This window comes from Aquicoccus sp. SU-CL01552, from assembly GCF_040365005.1.
GTDB lineage: Bacteria > Pseudomonadota > Alphaproteobacteria > Rhodobacterales > Rhodobacteraceae > Antarcticimicrobium.
Genome location: NZ_BAABWV010000023.1, coordinates 1 through 19,875, shown reverse-complemented (window position 1 = coordinate 19,875; position 19,875 = coordinate 1). Strand labels below are relative to the sequence as shown.

Sequence of the window (19,875 nt, the reverse complement as noted above, 5' to 3'; positions counted from 1 at the left end):
CATGCCATCATGCATGGAGAAATCCGAGACACCGGAGGCAACCATGCAGGGCCATTTCGAACGCCGCGTGCCGGCCGACAACATCGCCCGGTTCTACCACCTCGAGATCCTGCCGACCCTGTTCGGGGGTTGGAGCCTGCGTCGCAGCTGGGGCCGGATCGGAACCCGTGGCCGCGACTGGTACGAGACATTTGCCACCGAAGCGGAAGCCCTGGTCGCGGCCCGGCGCCTGGAGGCCCTGAAATGCCGTCGGGGCTACGTGAGGCTGCCCGAGCCGCTCGACTTGCCGCCGGGGCAGGGGGCCTGATCCGATGATCGGCAGCAATGGCATCCCGGACCCGGAGGATGCGGAGCCGTTCGAGGAGGAGACCGCCGAGGACGACCTGTGGTTCCTGCCCGGACCCGATCCGGAGGAGGACCTGCCGCCGGGCGCGGCGCCCGAGCCACGGCGCGACAGCACTCCGCTGTTCGACCCCGCCCCCTGGGCCGCGGCGCAGGCCGACCTGGCGATGGAGCTGGCCGAGGTGGCGCAGCTTTACGGCGCCTTGGACCAGCGATTGCGGTTGGCGCCCGCAGGCTGGCGGCAGCGGCTGGCGCTGCGCGAGGTTTCCGATCTCAGCTGGTGGACCGGCGACCGGCTCGGGGCGGAGCGGATCGCGCTCTGGGTCACCCTGCGCGCCGGTTCCACCGGCGACACCGAGCGGGCGCTGACGCGGGCCGGTTGGGCGATGCGGCGGCTGACCGGGGGCGCGGCGCCTGGCGCGGACCTGGCCGGGTTCCTCGGCCGTGCGCGGGTCGACACCGTCTCCGGGGATGGACATGAGGATGCGCTGGCCGACCTGGAGGAGGTCTTTGCCGGTGGCCAGGGGCTGCACCCGGTCGTTGCCGCGGCGCGGCTGTTCCATGCCTGGCGGGCGCTGGGGCCACCCGGGGCCGTCGATCTGGAGGCCGCCGTGCTCGCCGCCTGCCACGCCGCGGCCATGGCGCGGGTACCGGGGCAGGGGGCGCTGTTCCTGCCGCTGGCGCAGACCGGCGCCGGGGCATTGCGCGGGCAGGGGACACCGGCGGAGAAACTCGCTGCCTGGTTGCGCGGCGCCGAGCGGGCGACGCTGGCGGCGCTGCTGCACCTCGATCGCGTCACCGCCTGGCAGCAACGCGCCGAGGCGGAGATCGCCGATCTCTCCGGCCGTACCCCGCCGGCGCTGATCGCCCTGCTCGCCGCCTGGCCCCAGGTCTCCGCCCCGATGGCCGAGGCCGAGACCGGTGCCTCCCGCGCCGCCGTGCAACGCAACCTCGATCTCCTGGTGCGGCGCGGGCTGATCCGCGAGATCACCGGCCAGGGGAGATACCGCGTCTGGGCCGCGCGGCTGTAGGGGAGGACCAACAGACAGCAAACCGCAGCTTACGCCAGGGGCCGAATTTCGGGGGGATGTATGCCGAGCCCATCCGAGCAGAACGTCCCGGATGAGGGATCCTGTCCAGCAGCGGAACGGCGCCCTCATGGCAACGGAGACACGGGGAGCGCCGGCGTCCCGCAATCCGGCCTTACGTGGCGAAGTAGCCGGCGATCTGCTTGGCGCGCCGCGACGGAACACCGGCGGCATCCGCGTGTCGCGGCCAGTCAGCGATGGCGGCGCGAACCGGATCCACGATCGCGGCGATCGCTGCGGGTTTCATGCCGAGCGCCCGCCCGACCGCTTCCAAGTGCTTCCGGCCGGGCCGGCGCCCCTCTCCGGCGATCGCGAGATGGTGCTCGCCGCCGGGACCGTCGGAGAAGCTGATGTCGTAGGCCGGCGACAAGCGCCAACTGCCTTCGGGGTCCATCAGGAAGGCGTGGTTCTTCAGGTGATCATCCCGGTTGTGGGTGAGGACGTTGAAGGTCATCCTGCGGAACATTTCGTCTTGGTCTCCAGCGTGCCGGGTGGTCCAGCGCACCAGCTTCAGCAGGTTCTCGTAGTCGATGGACGGTTGGCGGAAGTCGACGTCGAGCAGGCCGGCGGCGGTGTGCATATGCATCCGTCCAGTGCCGCTGCGGTCGAAGCGCTCGACGGCAAGGAAAGCATCGCCGCGCCCGGAGCGCAGCACCATGGTCCAGGGCATGGCAATACCGGCCGCCCGCGCCATCCGCGCGTAGGCCTCTTCCTCTTCGATCGCGGTCGGGCTGTCGGTTGTCGCCGGATGCTTGATCAGCACCTGCCGTTCGCCCCGCTCCGGGGGGCGGCGATGGTCACGCAGTCGACCGGTCTCCACATCGAGCAGGGCCACGAGTTTCGGCCGGGCACCGGCAGAGCCGCCGGTCGCCGCGCGGGCTTTGCGAAGGTCCTCTACCGACGCGTCCTCGGCCATGCTGGTCGCGAGATCGGCGAACCATTCGAGGTCGACGCTGTTCGGGTCGACCGTTCGCTCCTCGGGGCGGTAGGTGAGGGCACCCATACCGTGGGAGCCGATGATCGCCAGACGGTCGACCGGGGTGATGGCGGTGCGGCCGCTGCCGCGGCGCTCGAGTTCGCGGTCGATGAGCAGTCGACCCCAGCCGTCAGGGAGCGAGTCGCCGAAGACCCCGGGCAGGCCTTCGAAGGCTGCCGGAGTGCCAGTGCGGTAGAGTCCGGCCAGGGTCTTGATGTGGTAGGGCGAGATCGGCAGCGGGTCGGCCACGAACGTCGGGTCCCATTCGACCGCGGCAGAGCGGCGGGCGGGATCCCAGGCGATCTGCCCCACGGGCCGGATGTTGTTCGGATCGAAGGCAATCTCGATGCGGAGGCGGCGAGCCATGCTCAGGCCCCCTTGCGTTTGCGGACGCGCTGTCGCGCCTTGGGCTTGTCGAGATCCTCGAGACGGGTTGCCTCGACGGCCGGGAAGAGGGCGCCGAAGCCAGCGAGTGCATCGAGCGCGCCGGCGAGCGCGAGCAGGCCGGTGAGACTGACCTGCCCCTTCTGTTCGAAGCGCTTCAGGGTCGCCAGCGGAACTCCGGACCGCGTGGCCAGGTCGCTCTGGGTCAGTCCGAGTGCGAGCCGGCGGTCGCGGGCCGCCGCGCGAACCCGATCCTGCATATCGGAGGGTGTGTCGAGGTCAAGTATAAGGGTCATTATTTTATCTTTGATGTGAAATTTGGAATCTGTCGGATAATATATTAGCCCAAAACACGGGGCAAGAAGGAGGCGTACCTGGGCCCCGCACGCGATGACGCATTCCGTTCCCTGGGATCGCAGCTGTCTCCAGTCGCGTGATCGGTTCACTCCTCCTCCCGGACCGTTTTGGTATAAGCGGCGGCCTCCGGGAGGAGGGGGATGCCGCCGCTTTCTTTTTCGGAATTTGAGGGCGTGGCGCCGGTCCGTTCCTGCACCGGCCCGCATGAAACCGGACCGGGCGGGAACCGTTTCTCCGTTCCCGCCCGTCGCCGACACACCCGGACGACGGGCGCCACCGGATGGAAGTCGTTGACGCCTGGAAGATGGTGTCCGGCACCGTTTCAAGCGCCCTGAACATCCGGGAAACCGTTCCTCTTACGTGGGTGCGACAACGCCTTCAGGCCGATGCCGTCCGCGGGTAGAGGAAGGCCTCAGGCGCGGGCAGCGCGATCGACCAGTCCGCCTGGTCACGCAGATCGCCCGGCAGCATGCGCCGAAAGGTTTCGAGGTAGCGCCGGGTCTTCGTCACGCAGGCCTCGGCCGAGGCCCGGTCGGAGACTTGGCTCATTTCGATGACCACGGGATTTATGTTTTCCATGTCCTCCACGTCGTCCTCGAGGTCACCGCGCAGCCAGGTGGCCTCGAAAGTCAGGATGGCATCGGTAAAATGCACCCTGTGCAGTTCGTAGGCTTCGACATTCGGGACGAGGTCGCAATCAAGCACCAGGTCATGCAGGCCATGATTCGCGAAGAGCTGTTCCGCGATGAGGCGAGCGGCGTGCGTCGCCGCGCGCCCGGTAAGGTCTTGGTAGAGCGCGATCTCGAGGCGGTCCTTGCCCTGAACAATGAAGGCCTGGAGGTAATGCTCGTGGCTTGGAAAGAGATCCACGTTGCCACGCAGATAGCTCACCATGGCGACGATATCGCCGGGCGTAGCCTCGTCCAGAGGCGTGATTTGCGGAGCGAGGGTGATCGGCGCAAGATACCGTGGCACGTGCACGCGGAGATCGGCGAGCGAGGCGGGGCACTGGTGGAGGCTGAAGGTCATTTGGTGGTCCTTTCCATGTGATGGTAATTGTGATGTGGGTCCGCCCTGGTCCGCCCCGGAAATTTTTTTTCGCGTCGAGCCGGTTCGGGTGTGTTCAGGGGGCGTCTGCTGCAGAGACGAGCCAGCGTGCCTGGTCGCGTCGCGCCAGCGCATTGCGCGCCGGCGTTCCGAAAAAAAACGCCAGGATTTTGACACCCGCCGAATACGACCGACTTTCCGATCGGCGATCATCGACGATCGCCAGGCAACATTGAAAGGAGTGTTCGATGGGACTCGATCTCGGTTTTTATACACGCGACGGAACAGGTGTTCTGGAGTTCCGCGGCCACGACGGTCTGCTCGACCGCATTCTCGCCGTGACCACGCATGATGACACGATTGCCCCATTCAGTGACTTCCATGTCACCCGGTCGATGGTCACGAGCCTATTGGCGGGTATCGAGGCCGACCTGCGTGCCCTCGGTGCGCCTGTGCCGCCTCGGGCAGATCCCGGCGAGGTCTCTCGCGAGACCCTTTGCCGCGGTGTTCCCGGGGGATTTTGCGATGAGCCCCCCGAGAGCTGGAGGCAGGCCCTGCCACATTACCGCTTGCTTCTGACTCGCCTGCTCGCCCTTGTTGCCGCGGAAGGTCACGTCATCTGCAGTTGGAGTGTCTGACATCGGAGAAATTTTTTTCGATTTCCTTTTGGGCGAGAGAAAAACCCTCCATATGAAAGGTAACGGCTGATGGCGCCGTCGTGTTGCTCATCCGCCGGTGATTTTTCCCCTTGAGGGGTCAGGACCGTTGATTTGCCATCCTGATGGCGATCGATACCGCAGTGATCTTCCCCCTTGAGGGGTCAAGGCCGCCGCTCAGTCACCTCGGTGGCGAGCGACCGGCGATGGCGCTGTTGTCGCGACGCGTGCCGATGACGCCGGCGTTGCGCGTGGTTTCAAGGTTTGCCTGCGTCCATGACGTCATGAACAGGAGCCGGGTCCAATGCGCGCGGGGAAAAACCCATGCCGGCCCCTGCGAAGGCCGCGTTCAACAGGTCGGAACGGCCGCCCAACGGGGCGCCCGTGACCGCGCCCGCCCGATCATGGTGCTGCGGACCTGGTGAATGAGCCGCTGTTCCTGACCTCCGAGGATACGGAATGGCAGCGTGACCGCGTTCCGTCGACGCGCCGCCCTCGGGAATTCGGCTGGCAATCGCAGGGCCGTACCCGGATCGCACAAATCGGCGATGAACAGCGTTTCGAGGCAGGCGACGGTCGTGACCCTGCGGTGGGTGTCGGAGATCGCCGGGGCACCACCTTGCGGGCCAGATTTGATCGACCGATTCCTTCGAAACATCATGTCGAGGCCGACCGCAAAACCGCAAAGCCAACAACATTTCGCTACTCAGGTGAACATTTCCTCTTCGTCATCCGGGCGAGCGGCCAATATCCGCCTCAAACAGGAACAGGCATGGAAGTTCCCAACCCGGATCGAACTCTCGCGATCCTTACCTTGACGGCCGTGGCGGCGATTGTCGCCGTGTTTTCCGACGCGGCCCTCGGGCGAATGCCCCGGATCCATCGCAATGGAGGTTTGCAATGAACTCGATCGTCTTCACTGATTTCGTCACGCCCGCTGCGGGCGCGTCCCCTCTCCACGCGGCCCTGGGTCGTTTCGGCGCCTACTTCGACGCCGAGATCGGCAACCTGGAGGATCTGCTCGATGTTTCCGGCCATGAGGATGCCATCGACGACCTGGAAGCCCTTCACGGGCTGCACCTGGATGCGGATGCGACTGCGGACGATGTCAGGCGGCTGCTCGGCGGGGCGCTGGCCTGTCTCGACCGCTTGCTGGACCGTGTGCGGATGATCCCGCTCGAGGCGGCCGGTCCGGCTTCTTCGGATCTCGATCCGTGGGTGTGCGGATCCAGGATCCGGCTCGAGGGGATCGTCGCGGCGCTTCGCTGCGGCCTTGCGGCCTGAGGCCAATCTGCCTCGGCAAAGGAATGTCGGACCCGAGCGCCGCGCGAAAAAGCAGACTGGTGGGGCATGTCGGTTCGAGGGGTACCGCTGCGGGGGTGCAAGGTTTCGCGGGGAGGCGAGGGGGAGATGGAACCCGGCGGCGTGCCGCCTGATCCCATCTCTCAACCGCCTGTGCGGCGGCTCACTGACGACAACGCCCGATGGGCGGTCCGACGAGATCGTCGAAACATCTTCATCTTCTCAGCCGCCTATGCGGCGGCTTACATGGGGCCTGGGCCCCGAGGGGGAGATGGGACCCGGCGGCGTGCCACTTGATCCCATCTCTCAACCGCCTGTGCGGCGGCTCACTGAAGACAACGCCCGATGGGCGGTCCGACGAAATCGTCGAAACATTTTCATCTTCTCAGCCGCCTATGCGGCGGCTTACACCGAGGCCTGGCCCCGAGGAGAAGGTAGGATCAAACGGCGTGTCGCCACAATCCCATCCTTCATTTTTTGGCCCGCGCGGCCGGTGATGTCTGGCCCTTGAGCGCGGGTCTTCGGAGGACTGAGCACTCGGCTCGAAAAAGAATTGGGACCGTTCTCCGGCGGGCAAAAGAAATTTGTTGATTTTTTTTTCGCGACCCGGCATCAGCCCCGTGTTTCAAGGGATTTCGGCACCAGGGACGACGCGCGCGGGCAAAGGCGGAGCGACAGGCGCGTTGCGAGTTCTTCCCATGGGCTCAAGGCAGGTTGGCGGCCAGGTTGACCTCCAGCTCCGCCGGATCTTCGCCCCCGAGCGCGTCGTTTTCGAATGTCCGCGGATCGATCTCGCGCGCGGTCGCGGGATCGGCCCGGAACACCCGCGTGCCAGCCGGGAACTTCATCAGCGCGCCGGGATACCAAGTCGTGCCGGGATGCCGCATGCGAAAGACCAGGGAGACCTCGCCTGGCTCGTGCGGATCGGGGACCAGGCCGATGAAGAACACCGTGCCGACCAGGCGCGCGACGTCTTGGCAACTGGTGAGCAAGGGGTGGCGATACCGCCGCCAACTGCCGGGAACCGTCCCGGTGAAGGCCGGGGCGTTCATGTTGTAGCGGCTCCGGGCCTCGATATAGAGCCGCAGGGTTCGGTCCGACCGGCACTGCGCGACGTGTTCGAGCTCGAGCAGTGCGAAATCCGCCTCCCATCGATGATGCATCAGGTCTTGTACCCATGGCGCGAATTGCCAGCACAGAACCGTGTTGCGGTTCTGCAGGCGGATATTGTCGAACAACCCGGTTTCCCGGGTTTCTTCGACCAGGCGTTTGAGCGCTCTTGCGCCGTTGTCCCGCTTTGGCCCGACGCGACCGCGCAGAACGCTTCCCGTGGCATGGGTGCGCGCGGCATGGGCATCGTCCATGTACATGATGTCCCAGAGGCCGAGTTGGTCCTGGTGGTGGATCATGGCGATCAGCAGGCGTATCGTCGGCGCGGAGGCCCCGGCCTGAAACAGCCAGTCCAGCAGGTTGTGGCTTACGCAGACCTTTCCGTTGTCCAAAGGCATTGTCTTGTTCTCCAGAGTGTTATCCGGAGGGGAGGTGGGGGGATATGGGGCCCGGCGGAAACGCGGGGGGCAGATCCCGCATGATCCGGCGCCCAGCCCGCGCGGCGCGGGCCGGCACCCGCAAACCTCTGCCCAGACCCCGCATCTTTTGGTTGCGGCCCCGCAGCCTGTCGTCCGCGGGTGGGGAAATCCCGTCGCGACGCGTGGCAACCTCCTGTAAAGGATTGGCTTTCCTTGGCCAGACATGAATAGACACGTCAGACATCCGAGACGGAAAGACATCCCCACACATCGAGATGGCCGGGATGTTTGACCCCCTGACAGGGGTTTGCCCGCCGGGGTCCGACCGGTGGATTTGCCTTGTCAGAGGCGAGCAGAAGACATCCGGCCGAGCAAGTGGCCGCCCGGCCTGGTGAAGGTCCGGGCGGGGCAGGTTCAAAGCGTTGCGGCGAGATCCTTGAGGGCGGCTTCCGCGTCGCGTGGACCGACCTGAGCGATGACCACCGCCGTGAGACACCAGCCGCCCAGCGTGACCGCGCGGCGGGGGCTCAGCCCCGCCGTTTCGCGCGCCGCTTCCAGGACCTGGACCATCTGCGAGGCCCCGCGCGCGACCTTGTGCGCGGCGGCTTGAGGCGCGTGATCGGTTTGCGGCACCAGGCGGGCCCAGTCCGCTTCGCTGCGCCCGGTCCGCAGGTATTGCAACGCCTCGGGCCAGGTGGTCCGGAAATCCGCCGAGAAGCGGAGGTCCTGCTCCGCCGCGAAATGCTGCACCCCGGTCGCCAGGGCATGGAGCAGATCGTCGGAGTTGACGATACCGAGCCGATACAGCTGGCCTGAAACTTCCCGGGCACAGGGCGGTGCCAGCCGGCGGAACAGCGTGGTGGCGGAGATGACAGGGCGCAAAGCGGGTGTGTAATCGCAGTGTTGAATCATGGTGGAGTCCTCGATGGGATGAATGGGGGGGCATCCGGCGCCTTGGGGGCGCCGGGCTGGGAAGCGAGAAGGAGCGCGCTCCCGAGGGGGGCGACGCCGGGGTTACCCCGGGCTGCGCGGCGGCAGGGGGAGCGGTCGGCGGATGTTGCGCCGCTCGACGGTGAAATCGCGATCCCGGAGCGGGGCGCGCCGACGCCGGCGGTGATCCTGGCTGTGCTCCCACTCCTGGTCACGCCGGATGTCGCGCAGGGCGTGCAGGCGGGCGCGCTCCGCCTGCAACCGGTCCATCGCGGCCTCCGGCAGCCGCCCGAGAACCGGGGTGCCGACGGGGGGGACGGGAACGAACCCGCCATGGGCGAGTGGCACGATCTGCCGCGCCCCGATCGAAAAGCGCGTGGCGCCGGCCAGCCCGGCGGCGCGCCAGTCCGTTCGGCGGTCCACCGTGATCCGGCGGTCAGGCTCGGCTCCCTGCCGCGTTGGCCGGGCCGGCGCCAGCACGGCGCAGCGCCGGCCGCGGAGGAACTCGATGTCGAGCACCAGGCAGGGCTGTGGCACCGGGCAGGCCGAGCTGGCCGTGCCCGCCGGCGGAAACCGGAACAGGACGATGTCCCCGCAGGACAGGCGGTCTCGCCAATCGGCGATCACCGGCGTTTTGACGGGGTTGGGGTTGGATGTGTCGAGCATTGCGCTCTCCTCTTGTTGTTTCGGCGCACCGACCGGTCTCCCTTCCCGCTCCGGAGGGGCGTTTCGACCTGCGCGTCCGCACCAAGACGCGCAGGGCCAAACGGCCCCCTTCGGATCATCCTTTTCTCAATGGTTTGAAATCATCGTAGGAGCTTGATCGGTTGTTTGCGCCGGACCAGTCCGACCAGGCTCTCCGCCCATCAGACCCGATCACGTCCGATCGTGCCTTCCGCGAGTTTTCGATCAAAAGGGGGGCGCGGTCCGCCGGGGTGGGCTCCATCTCCCGTTCAGTCAGAAAAGGAGATACCCCGGATGCCCAAACAACCTGCCCTCGTTCCGATCCTGCCGCGCGCGGTCGCGGAGGGCGTCACCTGCCGCGAGGCGGCGATGCGCATGCGTGGCTCGGGCGAGATCGCGACAGATGATTTCCGTCTCGTGCCCGATTTCATCGATCCGCGCCGGCCTTTGCCGGAGGTCACGCCGGAGTTTTTGAACGCATCGCATGCGGCGCTTGCCGAGGTCCTGGAGCGGGCAGGGGGCCGCAACCCGACCCAAGCGCGGCTCTACCAGGCAAAACGGGCGGCCCATGCGAAGCTGACGCGCAAACTCGCCGCGCCGGGGGCCTTCGGGATGGGGGTTCTGGGGTATTTCGCCGCGGCATCCGAGGATATCGCGCTGATGCTGGCCAGCGACGGCTCGCAACGCGGTCGGCGACATGCGCGAGAGATCTTGAGTGTTGCGATCGCGATCAACGACCGGGGAGCCCTGGCGGCCCGGCACCGCGCTCCCGAGCTCCTGGCCACCGAGATCGCCGCACACACAGGCCAGGGCTTTTCCAGAACGGTGATCGACCTTCACCGAGACGGGCGTATCGCGGACGATGATCCGCGCCGGAGGGTGTCGCAGGCTGACCTGAGATCCCATCCGGTGTTCCAGGCGGATTCAGAACGTGTTCTTGGGATCGCAGGTGAGCTGATCGCGGCGGCCAGGACGCGTGTTCAGCCGAGCGATAGCTCCATCTGGGGCCGGGAGACGATCGAAGCGGAGTTCGCGTCGGTGAGACGGACAGTTCACATGTACAAAGCGCAGTACGATACCACCTCGAAACCGCAAAAGGCCGAAATCCTGTCGGACCTGATGCGCTACGTCGGACGGGTGTCCGAACGTGTCGCGTTGAACCTGTTCCAAGAGCGGACGGAGGAGAGCCGGCGGGAGGCGCGGAACCTGCTGTCGGTCGGGGCCGCGTCAGCGGAGAGGTCAAGGGGATACCTGGCCCGGGCCTGCGCGGGTCAGCCGCCCCGGGCCCGTTCCCACGACATGACGCACTGACGGGTCGGTCGCCATGCCCCGCAGGGGGCGCCATGGCGACCGACCGTTGTGCCGTGCGGCAGGACGATATCCCCGGTTGCCCGGGGAGCGCGCGGCCGATGCGCCTTAAGCCACGCAGGTCAGGCGATCGTCGTTCATGAAGAACGGCGCCGCCGCCGATCCGGTCGCGATTACGCAGATGATCGCGGCGCCCGCGAGGAACGCCTCGGACGGACCATCGAAGGGGAAGCGGCCTGGCGTCCCGATGCAGTTGGGTGCCCTCCCCGGCGCGTACACCGCTGCGGGAAAAATCGCGCCGCTGCAGGAAATCGTTTTGCCGCGTCGCGCCCCGATCCGACTTACCTTCCGAGCCTGCTGCTCACCCGCCTCCCCGCCTGCGGCCCGCAGGCTCCATCACCGCCCTTCGCGGCCAAGAAACAAAGGACACATCATGTTCCGCCTCCCTACGAGCGCCTCCTGGAGTACAGCCTGCGGGTCGTCGACAGGCGTCGTTTCGCCGGCATCGGCTGACCGGCTCCTCCCCGCCGGAAGAGGTCGGTGGTCTACAGCGCCTCCTCTCCCAGGTCCCCCCCTGCCGCGCCTATCCCGTTGCGGTCGCTCGGCGATTTCCCGGATTGCGCAAGTGATCCCACCTCTTCTTCACACCCGACACAAAAGGCTTTCTTCCATGTCCAACCTTCATCTTCGCCCCTCCCTGCATTTCGGCTGGCCCTTGCCCGTCCAGCCCGTGATCCGCTGCATGTCCGCGGGGCTCGCCAATCTCGAACAAGCCGCGGCGGGAGACCTGCTCGGCTTCGAACTCATGCACGGCTTGGGCGCGCGCTACACCGGCGGCGCGGTCTCCGAGTACCAATGCTCCTTGATCGGGACCGGCGACGGTCGCAGTTGCGACGGCACGGTGATCCGCCTGGCGCCGCACGCAAGGTCGCTTCTCAATACCCTCCTCCCCCACGACCTCGAGGCCGGTGCGCTGGCCCGGATATTTCACTGGGTGCTCGGCGCACCCAACGGCGAATTCGAGACGGCGCATTTTGCGAATTTCACTATCGCGGTCCTCTATGACTATTCCAGTGATCAACCCGATATCCGCGAGGTCCGGATCTTTTCGGACCCGGTAAGGGAGGCGTGTGAAGCCGAGCGGCGGGTCGCCGAAATCAAGGCCATCTTCGCGTTTCTCGGCGAATGGCACACCTTGCTGAGCCGCTACCGCATCGACCTGCCGACGCCTGATATGCTGTACCGTGCCGCCTGATCGGCCGCGCCACCGCCGAGACGCTGATCTCTGCGCTGTCGATCATCCGTCTCGGTGGAATGCCGGGGGGGGGGCGTGACGTCGGGATTTCGATCCATTGCCAGCCCGGCGACCGGCCCAGGACGGAGCTTGTCGCCCGGGCCCGCAACCGCGGCCTTGACGGTCTCGTCTCGCGTGTCCTGGACGGGGATCTTCGATCCGAAGCCGCTGGCGACGGCGAACAGGCGTTCATGCGCGGGCGGCACCGTCGCCCGCAAACCAATCGGATGCCTGCCTCCCAGCTTCGATCCGAAGTGAGCATTCGGCAAGGTGCCGGCAACGCGTGAATGCAACGGGCCCTGAGGCCAAGACTCGGATCAGGAGGTTTCGTTGTGGCCGGGATATCAACCGCTTGGGGCGCGCAAAAGCGGACTTCATATGTTGGTAGATATGACAAGCATTGCCATCGTTCTTACCAATTATTGTCAAATCATGCTATGGGGATTGGATGAAGGAGGATGCTCCATGGCAACGATGAATGTTTCCCTTCCCGATCCGATGAAGACCTGGGTCGAATCCCGGCTGAAGGACGGCAGCTTCAGCAACACGAGCGACTATGTGCGCCATCTCATTCGCCGCGATCAGGAGCGCGCGCAAGCGATCGAGGCGTTGCAGCAGGCGATCGACGAGGGCGTGAACAGCGGTGCTCCCGAGCCGTTCGACTTCAAGGCGTTCAAGGCACGGATGCGGGAGCGACATGACCGCAAATAGCCTGACCGCCTTCAGGCTGACGCCTGCGGCCCAAAACGATCTGGAAGACATCTGGCTATACACGGCGCAGCAGTGGTCGTTCCTGCAGGCCGACCGCTATACCGACATCCTGGAAGATACCCTCGAGCGGTTGCTCTTCATGCCGGAGGTGGTACGTGGACGTTCCGAGTTCGACCCACCTGTCCGCATTCATTCCAGCGCAGAGCACTTGATCATTTACCGGACCGAGGAGGATCACCTGGTGATCTTGCGTGTTCTGGGCGCAGGGCAGGACTGGCAAGCGATCTTGAGGGCGGTGGACCACTAAGCTCTGCGTGACGCCGCGTGGCGTCCATATCATCGCCCAGGCGGTCTGGCTGTATTCCGGTTCAATCCGAGCCTGCGCGAGGTCGAGGAAATGTTGCTCGAGCGCGGCAGCGCAGGAGGCTTGCAATCGCAAGTGGCGGTTGTCCCTTCCAGCGGGACGCTTCGGTCGCGCAGGCCGTTTCTACTGCGCAGAGCACTGCGCCTGCTGTGACGCGATCCGGGAACCGAGCCGGGCCTATCCGCGCTCGGAATTGGCGCGCGGGCGCTCCATCGCCCATGTTGCCCGGCTCCATCAACTGCTGCAGTTGCATGTGCGGCGGCGGGTCAAGGCGCTCGACGTGGTCCGGTCGCGATCGTCCGAGTGCGCCTCGAACCACACCGCGGTGCGGGTCCTGGCCGAGGTGACCCCCATCCTGAAACCGGTCCGCCCGGCCTGGTAAGGGGGGAGGCGCGGGCCAGCCCCTGTCGGTAAATGTTGATGGGTTGCTCGTGGGCTAAAAACCAGAAACCAGGAGATCAATGGCAGCGACTATCTCGTCGCGCCAGGCCGACGCATCACCAATAACAGAACCGATTTGTGTGCCCGGAAGCGCAACCAACTGTGACATGATTATGACGTGCGGGACACCTTCCAGATGCATGGGAATATGCAGCTTTGGAACCAGCGCGCCCCATTCGGAGCGAGGGAGGACCGGCGCACAAAGAATATAGGGCGTCTCAATGCCGAGATCCGTCTGAACACGGCACACGATCTCGTTGCCATCGCGCATGCGATGGATGCTTCCTTGCATTGTATCGTTCTCGCTCAAACCTGCCTGAACCGAGCGAGACTGGGTCCGTTCTGTTCGAGATGAAGGCTCTCATCGGCAATGCCTTCTTTAGCGGACGCGATCCAGGCGGCACGGTCGCGCTCAGCTCTGGACCGTGCAATGCCAGCGTCGATCCAGTCCCGAACAACCTCCGCAATAGAACGGCCTGTGGCTTTCGCCTCCAATTCGAGGGCCGCCTTGCGATCTTGACCGATGTCACGAATATTCAGCGGTGAAGGCATGATGACCTCGCTTTCATGCGGATTGCCGTGCAAACTGATGTACATAGTGATACACGCATGGCAACACAAAAAATGACACAAGTGCCTGCACTTTAGCGTCGCAAGAATTGATAACGCCAACATCTGATCAACATTTTCCGGAAGGGGCTGGGAGGCGCGGGGGGCCAGGCAAGATCATGGCGGAGGATCTGCGCCGCTATTCCCCGAGGGCCTCGGCGAGCAGCGCGTCGACCATGTCCTGGCCCCGCCGGCGCCGGGCCACCTCTACCGCGGCGCTCTGGTAGCTGGCGGCGGTGCGCGCATCGCGCTGCGCATTGAGCGCCAGCGCCGCCTCCACGCCCTCGGGGCCAAGCTGGCCCAGTTCGGAATGAACCCGGCTGCGCGAGATATGCGCGCCGGTGCCGAAGTGGTGCCGCCAGACGTTCGAGGGATAGCTGGCCGCCAGCATCCGGCCGTTCGACGCGCGGAAGAGCGCGAGACCCTCCTCCATCGCCCGGCGGCGCAGCTCGTCGAGCCAGGCGGGATCCATGCCGCGCAGCACCAGCGCGTCGAGGAAGGGGGTCAGAACCGGGTGCAACGCGCCTTGCAGCGGCTCCTCTTCCTTCCCGGTCTTGATATCGACTCGGTAGTGCGTGCCGTTGAAGCGGATATCGCGGTTCCACAGCAGTTGCCCGTCGCGAAGGCGGAGCGGCAGAAGCGTCCAGAGCGCGATCACCGCCGCCTCGTTCAGCAGCCGCAGCCCGGTCTGGCGCCGGGACGCGTGCGCGCTTTGTTCGAGCAGGCTTGCGGCAAGCCCCCACGTGGCGGAGAGGGCCGGCAGCTTGTCGAGCTTGCCGAACTTCAGGGGCACGACGGTGCCGAGTTGCCGACGCAGCGCGTTCTCGTGGGCGCGCAGCTCTGCAAGCAGCCGCGGCTCGAGCCCGAGGGCCTCACCGAACTGCCGCAGGCGCATGGTGGCGGTATGCCGGGTCGCGGGGCGGTTGCCCTGGTCCTGGTATGTTGTTTCCCCCCGCGCCTCGGCATGCGCCTTGCGCGAGGTCTCGAGCCGCCGCACGCCGTCGACACAGATCTTGGGCGGCGCCCCCGCGTCGCGCTGGACTTTCACGTATTCGCGCAGAACATCCTCCATGCTGTCGATCCGGGAGGCTGCCGGAGCCGCAACATGCATCGGAAGCGCGCCAAGCCGCATCTGCCGAAGCAGCGCCTGCCAGTCCTTGGGGAGCTCGGAGGGGACGACGCGCCGCTTTGCAGCGGGGCGCGGTTTCCGGCCTGCCCTGGAGCGCGCCGGGGTCTTGCGCGCGATTGCCGCCGCGAGCACGACATGCACCGCCGGGTTGCCCGGCAGCAACCGGTCGAGGGCGGACTTGAGGCCGCGCAGGCGCCGGGGGGACGCGGTATCGGCGGCGAAGGCAAGGTAGTCTTCCTCGGCCGGCACGGTGATCCCGCGTGCCTCGGCAAAGGCGAGGAACCGTGCGAGCACGCGCAGGTCCTCGAGCGGCACGTCGTCGAAGGCGGGCAGGTCGCGATAGGGCGCCATCCGTGGGTCGGCGCGCAGGTCCTCCCGGCTGCGCCGATCACAGGCCCGGCGGCGCGGGCGCTTTGCCCGGATCGCCGCCCGCACCGTCTCCTGCACCGGCGTGCCCGCGGGCAGCAACCGGTCGAAGGCGGTGCGCAGATCGTCGAGCCGTCGCGTCGAGCGGTCTTTCTCGGTGAAGGCCAGGAAATCCTCGGGCCCCGGCACGGTGACGCCCCGGTCCGCGGCGAAGCGGAAGAACCGGTCGAGCGTCCGAAGTTCCCGCAGGCCAAGCGTGGGCAACCCCGGCGCGTCGCGAAACGGCGCGAAGGCATCGGCCGCGAGGATCTCCTCGCGGCTGCGGGTGTCATAGGTTGTCTCAGTCATTCATCAGCCCCACCAGCAGATCCTGGCCACGCTCGACGAGCTTCAGCGCGTTGAGCCAGCCGTAGTATTGGCGAAGGGTTTGCGGAGCATCGTCGATCCGCTTGGCGATCACCTCGATCTCGCCCGGATAGGTGTTGAGCAGCAGCGAGGTCTGGCCGTGCCGCATCTGGTGCGGGGTCATCGGCAGGTTCCCCACCGTGCGCATCAGCGCCGCGAACTCCGCCCCGAAAAAATCCGGGTTCAGGTGGCTCCCGGGGGTTTTGACCGCCGGGAACAGGTAGGGGCCGGTCTCGGCATGCGGAAACAGCGGCCGGATCACCCGGCAATACCAGCAGATCGTGTCGTGGCAGCCATATGCGTTTGCGCGGATCGGGAATGTGATCTCGACCTTGTTTTTCGTGAACTCCGGTGGAATCAGCACCTCGATCTTTTTCTTGCCCTTGTCGGGGATGCGGATCTGCGCATCCTCGCCGATGCAGGTCAGCCCCATCGCGTTCTCGACCCGGATTGGTGCCCCGCCGATCTCGAGGGCGGCAAAGCAGGCACAGGTGCCGAGCAGGCGCACCCGCGCCACCTCGTGGCCGGTGAGCTTGCGCTGTTCCAGCGCGGCCCTTGCCAGGATCGCCTCGGCTTCCGCGCGCAGCTTGCCGAACGACCCGAGGAACCGCTGCCGCACCGACCGCTGCTCGACCAGCGCCTGGCAGAATTGACGGTTCTTCTGCGTCATGCGTTTGTCGGCCTTCTTGCCCTCGCGCGCCACCGCGTTGTTGGCCAGCACCTGGCCGAGAAGGGTCGTGTCGAGGCCGAGGTGGTCGCGCACCTGATTCAACCCCTTGAGGTATTTGCGGGACGTGCGCGGCGCGAGGCGACCGTCCCGCTTCGACCGCTGACGCCGGGCGAACATCTCGCCGGCGATGGCGCAGAGCACCTCGTCGTCGGCAAGCACCGCCTGCAGATCCGCGCTCTCCGAAACGGCGCCGATCTCGAGCCCGATCCGCAGGGCGGTGCGGAACGCGGCGCGCAGCACATGGGCATGGCCCGCGTGGTCATCCGCAAAGACCTGGTCGACCGGGTCCCAGCCGGATTTCGTGACGGCATCGATCCAGGGCAGGAATTGCGCCTCCCAGTGGTGCGGCAATGCCGGGCGGGACGGCGCCACCTGCTCGGCCGAGAACCCGATCGGCTGGGCCGGCAGGAGCGGCAGCAGCTGCGGAAAAGCACGAAGCTCGTCCAGCCGCCGCAGCGTCCGGCGGTTCGACTCTCGCTTGTTGCCCTGGAAATCGCCATCGATCTGCCGCGCGGCGGCGAGGGTCAGGTCGCGCGGCTGGAGACCCCGGGCGCGGGCGACCAGCGCGAAGCTCTTGAGCGCGGCCAGCTTCATCGGATGCCAGTCGGCGCTCTTTCCGACTTTCCCCTCGGTCAGCGGCGCGACCGCCGCGAATAGCCGGGTCCAATCGTCCTGCTGCGCCCGCAGGGCCGCCAGCTTGGCATGCACACCGAGGAATTCCCTCAGCGGTGCCTGCAACCGGCGCCGGAAGAGCAGGTAGGCCGCGTTGCTGGGCCACTGCAGGGGGTCGTAGCCGTCGAGCGGAAACCGCTCCTCGACCAGGTTCAGGTCGGCGGCAACCTGGGCCAGCGGTTTGTTGACGATCCGCGCCGCCTCGTCGATCGCGCCGAGGTAGCGGGTCTTGACCGAGGGTTTGAGATCGCTGCGGGCCGAGACATGCGCGTGAAGATCCGCGAGGGTGGGCCCCGCGAGGGCCGGAGCGGCGGCCGTCATGGCCAGGCTGGAGGCGGCCGGGCGGCCGGTCAGATCAAGCATGGGGGTGTCCTTTTCTGTTTGCTCGTGATGTGAAACGGGGAGGGGTGTGTGGATCGCTCAAGCGCGGTTTCGGTCGCCAAAACGCGCTTCGGACACACAGGCCTCGCAGGTTGCCGCCGGTGAAACCGGCCGGGCGGTCGTGTCCCGGTCGTTTGCGCGTATCCTTGGTCGCCAGGGCGCGGATCGCTGTGTCCGGGGGGCAGAAGTCCATCGCGGTGCCCCCTCATTGTGTCGGGGTCAGGGCGCCGAACACCGGCGCGGGCTTCGCGTAGCGGGGTAGCGGCTTGCCCGCGTGCCAGGCCAGCACCTCGGCCCGGCGCCAGCGTTTGGCGCGGGCGCCCTTGCGGCCGTTGGAAAGGTCGATGGCGGACGGGAACGGTCCGGAGCCTGTCGGCGGCTTGCCCTTCTCCCAGCGGTAGATGATGGACGGGTCGGCAACCCCCAGGAGCTCGGCAACACCGCGCGCGGTCAGAAACGGCGCGGTCAGCTCGGCGAAATGCGCCGGATCCTGGTCTTCCGCCAACCCGAGCGCCCGCCACACGACCGGCCAGCGGGTGGTGCCGCCGCGCAGGGAGAGCCCCAGATCCCGCAGCACGCGGGCCAGCGGCCGCCTGTCCCCAGGCCTTCCGGGCGCCAGGGCGAAGTAGGTGATGAGGTCAGAGCGGGAGAGGGGCGTATCGAGCATGGCCCAACGCAATTAGACCCCGGCATCACCGCGCCAAAATCGGTTATGTCCCACGGAGGGGTGCAACTTCGGGTAACGCCCTTGATGGCATCCGCGCACATCACAAACAACTGTGTGTATTCACCGGACCGAAGCTGCCAAGGTGTACCGGTCTTGATGATCGCGTTTGCGATTGTGACCAGCCTGCGTGCAATTTCGATAATGACGATTCTGTGTGGCTTCCCGCGATCTTTGAGACGCTTTGCGACTGGCTTGTGGTTGGCGGCGGCGAGCGCAGCCTGGTACAGCACATGCCGAAAAGATCGTCGTCCGCCCGCAATCGTTCTCCTGCCTCGCATCGCCCCGCTGTCATGAGGAACCGGCGCCAGGCTGGGCATGGCGGCGGCTTCGCCTGAGGTCATCCGGCCCAATTCGGGAAATTCGGCAATCAGCATCGCAACCGAGACCGGACCAATTCCCGGTATTGATCGCAGTAGGTTCGCGCTGGCGGCGAAGTCTCCACTTGCGCGATGACGTTTTCGATCCGCCGTTTTGAGTCATCGATCTGAGTATCGAGCACCTCTTTGAGGTCATTCTCCATGGTCTCGACGTCGGTAGAAACACCCTGCTTCCTGCGCGCGCCAATCTGGGCTCTGAGCCGCTTGCGCATATCGACAAGTTGCCCCCTCCGCGTCGTCAAGGTTCTGAGAATACGTAGATTCTCATCTGGCAGTTCTCGCCCGGACTCCGGTCTGAAGTAACCGCCTCTGTGGTTGCCGTCTGAATGCCATGAACCGGGCGATGAGTTCGGCATCAATTCGGTCGGTCTTCGCCAACGTGCCCCGGGAAAGCGCGTACGCCTTGATTTGTGCCGGAGACAGCTGGACAGTGATAATCCCTGCATCGACAGTTCCGTTCAGAGCACCCATTCATGGCCACCCGTAGCCTCAAATCCAACTTTCACGGGGTCGGAGAGCTGCTGGATCATCGCGATCAACGCAATATGGCCATTCGCCGTGTTGGGAAGCCTGAACCACTTTTGGGCTGGGAAGGCAGAATCCGTCCAGTCAATCGCGCGATACATCTATCCCAAGGACAGGGGAATCGCGTTTGGAACTGAAGGCATGAACCGTCCTCCTTGCGTCTGATGGTGGGATGGATTCAGAGTGGTGGATTCATTCCTGGGAGCCCATCAGCACCATGCAAATCTTCCTGTCCGCCTTCGACGACATTCCGGATCCACGTGCCAGCAACGCACGCCACGATCTCGGTGAACTCCTCGTCATCGCCTTTGTTGCCGTGCTCTGCGGCTCGGCATCCTGCGCCGAGATGGCTGCGTTTGGGCGCGCAAAAGAGAGCTTTTTCAGGAGCTTCCTGAAGCTCAAACATGCCATCCCGTCACACGACACGTTCTCGGAAGTATTCCGGATGATCGACCCGAAGGCCCTCGACGCCGCGTTCGGCAAGGTGCTGGCCGATGTCACCGCGCTCCTCAGGGACGGGGATGTCATCGCCGTTGACGGC

General features: G+C 66.0%; 23 protein-coding genes and 1 pseudogene. 12 read left to right on the top strand and 12 right to left on the bottom strand.

What is annotated here, in order from left to right; genetic code table 11:
• The first annotated feature begins 13 nt into the window (after window positions 1-13).
• Together ABWV23_RS20465 and ABWV23_RS20460 are read left to right on the top strand one after the other, a co-directional pair.
• Window positions 14-307 carry a WGR domain-containing protein gene (locus ABWV23_RS20465; RefSeq protein WP_353351196.1) on the top strand — a complete coding sequence of 98 codons (294 nt, stop codon included), beginning with the start codon at window positions 14-16 and terminating at the stop codon, window positions 305-307.
• 4 nt (window positions 308-311) lie between these two features.
• Window positions 312-1,373 (top strand): helix-turn-helix domain-containing protein, encoded by a 1,062-nt coding sequence (locus ABWV23_RS20460; protein WP_353351194.1) that lies wholly within the window; start codon window positions 312-314, stop codon window positions 1,371-1,373.
• 172 nt (window positions 1,374-1,545) lie between these two features.
• Here ABWV23_RS20460 and ABWV23_RS20455 read toward each other — a convergent pair whose 3' ends face one another.
• The 3 genes from ABWV23_RS20455 to ABWV23_RS20445 all read right to left on the bottom strand — a co-directional run bounded on the left by ABWV23_RS20455 (window position 1,546) and on the right by ABWV23_RS20445 (window position 4,176).
• Window positions 1,546-2,772 carry a type II toxin-antitoxin system HipA family toxin gene (locus ABWV23_RS20455; protein ID WP_353351192.1) on the bottom strand — a complete coding sequence of 409 codons (1,227 nt, stop codon included), beginning with the start codon at window positions 2,770-2,772 and terminating at the stop codon, window positions 1,546-1,548.
• A gap of 2 nt (window positions 2,773-2,774) precedes the next feature.
• The gene (locus ABWV23_RS20450; protein WP_353351190.1) at window positions 2,775-3,086 is read right to left on the bottom strand and encodes a helix-turn-helix domain-containing protein; all 312 of its coding nucleotides are present in this window, start codon (window positions 3,084-3,086) and stop codon (window positions 2,775-2,777) included.
• 439 nt (window positions 3,087-3,525) lie between these two features.
• Window positions 3,526-4,176 carry a hypothetical protein gene (locus ABWV23_RS20445; protein WP_353351188.1) on the bottom strand — a complete coding sequence of 217 codons (651 nt, stop codon included), beginning with the start codon at window positions 4,174-4,176 and terminating at the stop codon, window positions 3,526-3,528.
• A 266-nt stretch (window positions 4,177-4,442) separates the two neighbouring features.
• Between ABWV23_RS20445 and ABWV23_RS20440 the strand changes: the two genes are divergently transcribed.
• The 4 genes from ABWV23_RS20440 (at window position 4,443) to ABWV23_RS20425 (ending at window position 6,134) form a co-directional block, all read left to right on the top strand.
• The gene (locus ABWV23_RS20440) at window positions 4,443-4,832 is read left to right on the top strand and encodes a hypothetical protein (RefSeq protein WP_353351186.1); all 390 of its coding nucleotides are present in this window, start codon (window positions 4,443-4,445) and stop codon (window positions 4,830-4,832) included.
• Window positions 4,833-4,975: 143 nt separating this feature from the next.
• Window positions 4,976-5,275 carry a hypothetical protein gene (locus tag ABWV23_RS20435; protein WP_353351184.1) on the top strand — a complete coding sequence of 100 codons (300 nt, stop codon included), beginning with the start codon at window positions 4,976-4,978 and terminating at the stop codon, window positions 5,273-5,275.
• Complete coding sequence (locus ABWV23_RS20430) at window positions 5,272-5,754, top strand: hypothetical protein (protein ID WP_353351182.1); 483 nt, start codon at window positions 5,272-5,274, stop codon at window positions 5,752-5,754. The genes ABWV23_RS20435 and ABWV23_RS20430 overlap by 4 nt, the downstream gene beginning before the upstream one ends.
• Window positions 5,751-6,134, top strand: coding sequence for a hypothetical protein (locus ABWV23_RS20425; RefSeq protein ID WP_353351180.1), 384 nt, complete (start codon window positions 5,751-5,753; stop codon window positions 6,132-6,134). The genes ABWV23_RS20430 and ABWV23_RS20425 overlap by 4 nt, the downstream gene beginning before the upstream one ends.
• Before the next feature lie 722 nt (window positions 6,135-6,856).
• Here the strand turns inward: ABWV23_RS20425 and ABWV23_RS20420 are convergent.
• From ABWV23_RS20420 to ABWV23_RS20410, 3 genes are all read right to left on the bottom strand, one after another.
• Window positions 6,857-7,660: a hypothetical protein gene (locus ABWV23_RS20420; protein ID WP_353351178.1), complete on the bottom strand. Its 804-nt coding sequence runs from the start codon at window positions 7,658-7,660 to the stop codon at window positions 6,857-6,859.
• A 435-nt stretch (window positions 7,661-8,095) separates the two neighbouring features.
• Window positions 8,096-8,593, bottom strand: coding sequence for a hypothetical protein (locus tag ABWV23_RS20415; protein WP_353351176.1), 498 nt, complete (start codon window positions 8,591-8,593; stop codon window positions 8,096-8,098).
• 102 nt (window positions 8,594-8,695) lie between these two features.
• Window positions 8,696-9,277, bottom strand: coding sequence for a hypothetical protein (locus ABWV23_RS20410; RefSeq protein ID WP_353351174.1), 582 nt, complete (start codon window positions 9,275-9,277; stop codon window positions 8,696-8,698).
• 312 nt (window positions 9,278-9,589) lie between these two features.
• Here ABWV23_RS20410 and ABWV23_RS20405 point away from each other — a divergent pair, with 312 nt between their 5' ends.
• The 5 genes from ABWV23_RS20405 to ABWV23_RS20385 all read left to right on the top strand — a co-directional run bounded on the left by ABWV23_RS20405 (window position 9,590) and on the right by ABWV23_RS20385 (window position 13,354).
• Window positions 9,590-10,606 (top strand): hypothetical protein, encoded by a 1,017-nt coding sequence (locus tag ABWV23_RS20405; protein ID WP_353351172.1) that lies wholly within the window; start codon window positions 9,590-9,592, stop codon window positions 10,604-10,606.
• A 667-nt stretch (window positions 10,607-11,273) separates the two neighbouring features.
• Window positions 11,274-11,858 carry a hypothetical protein gene (locus ABWV23_RS20400; protein WP_353351170.1) on the top strand — a complete coding sequence of 195 codons (585 nt, stop codon included), beginning with the start codon at window positions 11,274-11,276 and terminating at the stop codon, window positions 11,856-11,858.
• 504 nt (window positions 11,859-12,362) lie between these two features.
• The gene (locus tag ABWV23_RS20395) at window positions 12,363-12,608 is read left to right on the top strand and encodes a type II toxin-antitoxin system ParD family antitoxin (protein ID WP_353351168.1); all 246 of its coding nucleotides are present in this window, start codon (window positions 12,363-12,365) and stop codon (window positions 12,606-12,608) included.
• Window positions 12,595-12,915 carry a type II toxin-antitoxin system RelE/ParE family toxin gene (locus ABWV23_RS20390; RefSeq protein ID WP_353351166.1) on the top strand — a complete coding sequence of 107 codons (321 nt, stop codon included), beginning with the start codon at window positions 12,595-12,597 and terminating at the stop codon, window positions 12,913-12,915. Before ABWV23_RS20395 ends, ABWV23_RS20390 begins: the two co-directional genes overlap by 14 nt.
• A gap of 139 nt (window positions 12,916-13,054) precedes the next feature.
• Complete coding sequence (locus ABWV23_RS20385; RefSeq protein WP_353351164.1) at window positions 13,055-13,354, top strand: hypothetical protein; 300 nt, start codon at window positions 13,055-13,057, stop codon at window positions 13,352-13,354.
• A 54-nt stretch (window positions 13,355-13,408) separates the two neighbouring features.
• Here the strand turns inward: ABWV23_RS20385 and ABWV23_RS20380 are convergent, their stop codons facing one another.
• From ABWV23_RS20380 to ABWV23_RS20355, 6 genes and pseudogenes are all read right to left on the bottom strand, one after another.
• Complete coding sequence (locus ABWV23_RS20380; RefSeq protein WP_353351162.1) at window positions 13,409-13,684, bottom strand: CcdB family protein; 276 nt, start codon at window positions 13,682-13,684, stop codon at window positions 13,409-13,411.
• Between the two features lie 35 nt (window positions 13,685-13,719).
• Window positions 13,720-14,010 (bottom strand): hypothetical protein, encoded by a 291-nt coding sequence (locus ABWV23_RS20375; protein WP_353351160.1) that lies wholly within the window; start codon window positions 14,008-14,010, stop codon window positions 13,720-13,722.
• A 151-nt stretch (window positions 14,011-14,161) separates the two neighbouring features.
• Window positions 14,162-15,865, bottom strand: a complete 1,704-nt coding sequence (locus tag ABWV23_RS20370; protein ID WP_353351158.1) for a hypothetical protein — start codon at window positions 15,863-15,865, stop codon at window positions 14,162-14,164.
• Window positions 15,858-17,687, bottom strand: a complete 1,830-nt coding sequence (locus tag ABWV23_RS20365) for a site-specific integrase (protein ID WP_353351156.1) — start codon at window positions 17,685-17,687, stop codon at window positions 15,858-15,860. The genes ABWV23_RS20370 and ABWV23_RS20365 overlap by 8 nt, the downstream gene beginning before the upstream one ends.
• A gap of 223 nt (window positions 17,688-17,910) precedes the next feature.
• Window positions 17,911-18,372, bottom strand: a complete 462-nt coding sequence (locus ABWV23_RS20360) for a helix-turn-helix transcriptional regulator (RefSeq protein ID WP_353351154.1) — start codon at window positions 18,370-18,372, stop codon at window positions 17,911-17,913.
• Window positions 18,373-18,620: 248 nt separating this feature from the next.
• Window positions 18,621-18,845: pseudogene (locus ABWV23_RS20355) on the bottom strand (transposase); the annotation flags it as partial.
• A gap of 706 nt (window positions 18,846-19,551) precedes the next feature.
• Between ABWV23_RS20355 and ABWV23_RS20350 the strand changes: the two are divergent.
• The coding region (locus ABWV23_RS20350; RefSeq protein WP_353351152.1) for an ISAs1 family transposase at window positions 19,552-19,875 on the top strand (324 nt) is incomplete at its 3' end.

Coding starts and splice junctions, on each gene's coding strand:
- ABWV23_RS20465 (WP_353351196.1), top strand. CDS start 14: ATGGAGAAATCCGAGACACCGGAGGCAACCATGCAGGGCCATTTCGAA.
- ABWV23_RS20460 (WP_353351194.1), top strand. CDS start 312: ATGATCGGCAGCAATGGCATCCCGGACCCGGAGGATGCGGAGCCGTTC.
- ABWV23_RS20455 (WP_353351192.1), bottom strand. CDS start 2,772: ATGGCTCGCCGCCTCCGCATCGAGATTGCCTTCGATCCGAACAACATC.
- ABWV23_RS20450 (WP_353351190.1), bottom strand. CDS start 3,086: ATGACCCTTATACTTGACCTCGACACACCCTCCGATATGCAGGATCGG.
- ABWV23_RS20445 (WP_353351188.1), bottom strand. CDS start 4,176: ATGACCTTCAGCCTCCACCAGTGCCCCGCCTCGCTCGCCGATCTCCGC.
- ABWV23_RS20440 (WP_353351186.1), top strand. CDS start 4,443: ATGGGACTCGATCTCGGTTTTTATACACGCGACGGAACAGGTGTTCTG.
- ABWV23_RS20435 (WP_353351184.1), top strand. CDS start 4,976: ATGGCGATCGATACCGCAGTGATCTTCCCCCTTGAGGGGTCAAGGCCG.
- ABWV23_RS20425 (WP_353351180.1), top strand. CDS start 5,751: ATGAACTCGATCGTCTTCACTGATTTCGTCACGCCCGCTGCGGGCGCG.
- ABWV23_RS20420 (WP_353351178.1), bottom strand. CDS start 7,660: ATGCCTTTGGACAACGGAAAGGTCTGCGTAAGCCACAACCTGCTGGAC.
- ABWV23_RS20415 (WP_353351176.1), bottom strand. CDS start 8,593: ATGATTCAACACTGCGATTACACACCCGCTTTGCGCCCTGTCATCTCC.
- ABWV23_RS20410 (WP_353351174.1), bottom strand. CDS start 9,277: ATGCTCGACACATCCAACCCCAACCCCGTCAAAACGCCGGTGATCGCC.
- ABWV23_RS20405 (WP_353351172.1), top strand. CDS start 9,590: ATGCCCAAACAACCTGCCCTCGTTCCGATCCTGCCGCGCGCGGTCGCG.
- ABWV23_RS20400 (WP_353351170.1), top strand. CDS start 11,274: ATGTCCAACCTTCATCTTCGCCCCTCCCTGCATTTCGGCTGGCCCTTG.
- ABWV23_RS20395 (WP_353351168.1), top strand. CDS start 12,363: ATGGCAACGATGAATGTTTCCCTTCCCGATCCGATGAAGACCTGGGTC.
- ABWV23_RS20390 (WP_353351166.1), top strand. CDS start 12,595: ATGACCGCAAATAGCCTGACCGCCTTCAGGCTGACGCCTGCGGCCCAA.
- ABWV23_RS20380 (WP_353351162.1), bottom strand. CDS start 13,684: ATGCGCGATGGCAACGAGATCGTGTGCCGTGTTCAGACGGATCTCGGC.
- ABWV23_RS20375 (WP_353351160.1), bottom strand. CDS start 14,010: ATGTACATCAGTTTGCACGGCAATCCGCATGAAAGCGAGGTCATCATG.
- ABWV23_RS20370 (WP_353351158.1), bottom strand. CDS start 15,865: ATGACTGAGACAACCTATGACACCCGCAGCCGCGAGGAGATCCTCGCG.
- ABWV23_RS20365 (WP_353351156.1), bottom strand. CDS start 17,687: ATGCTTGATCTGACCGGCCGCCCGGCCGCCTCCAGCCTGGCCATGACG.
- ABWV23_RS20360 (WP_353351154.1), bottom strand. CDS start 18,372: ATGCTCGATACGCCCCTCTCCCGCTCTGACCTCATCACCTACTTCGCC.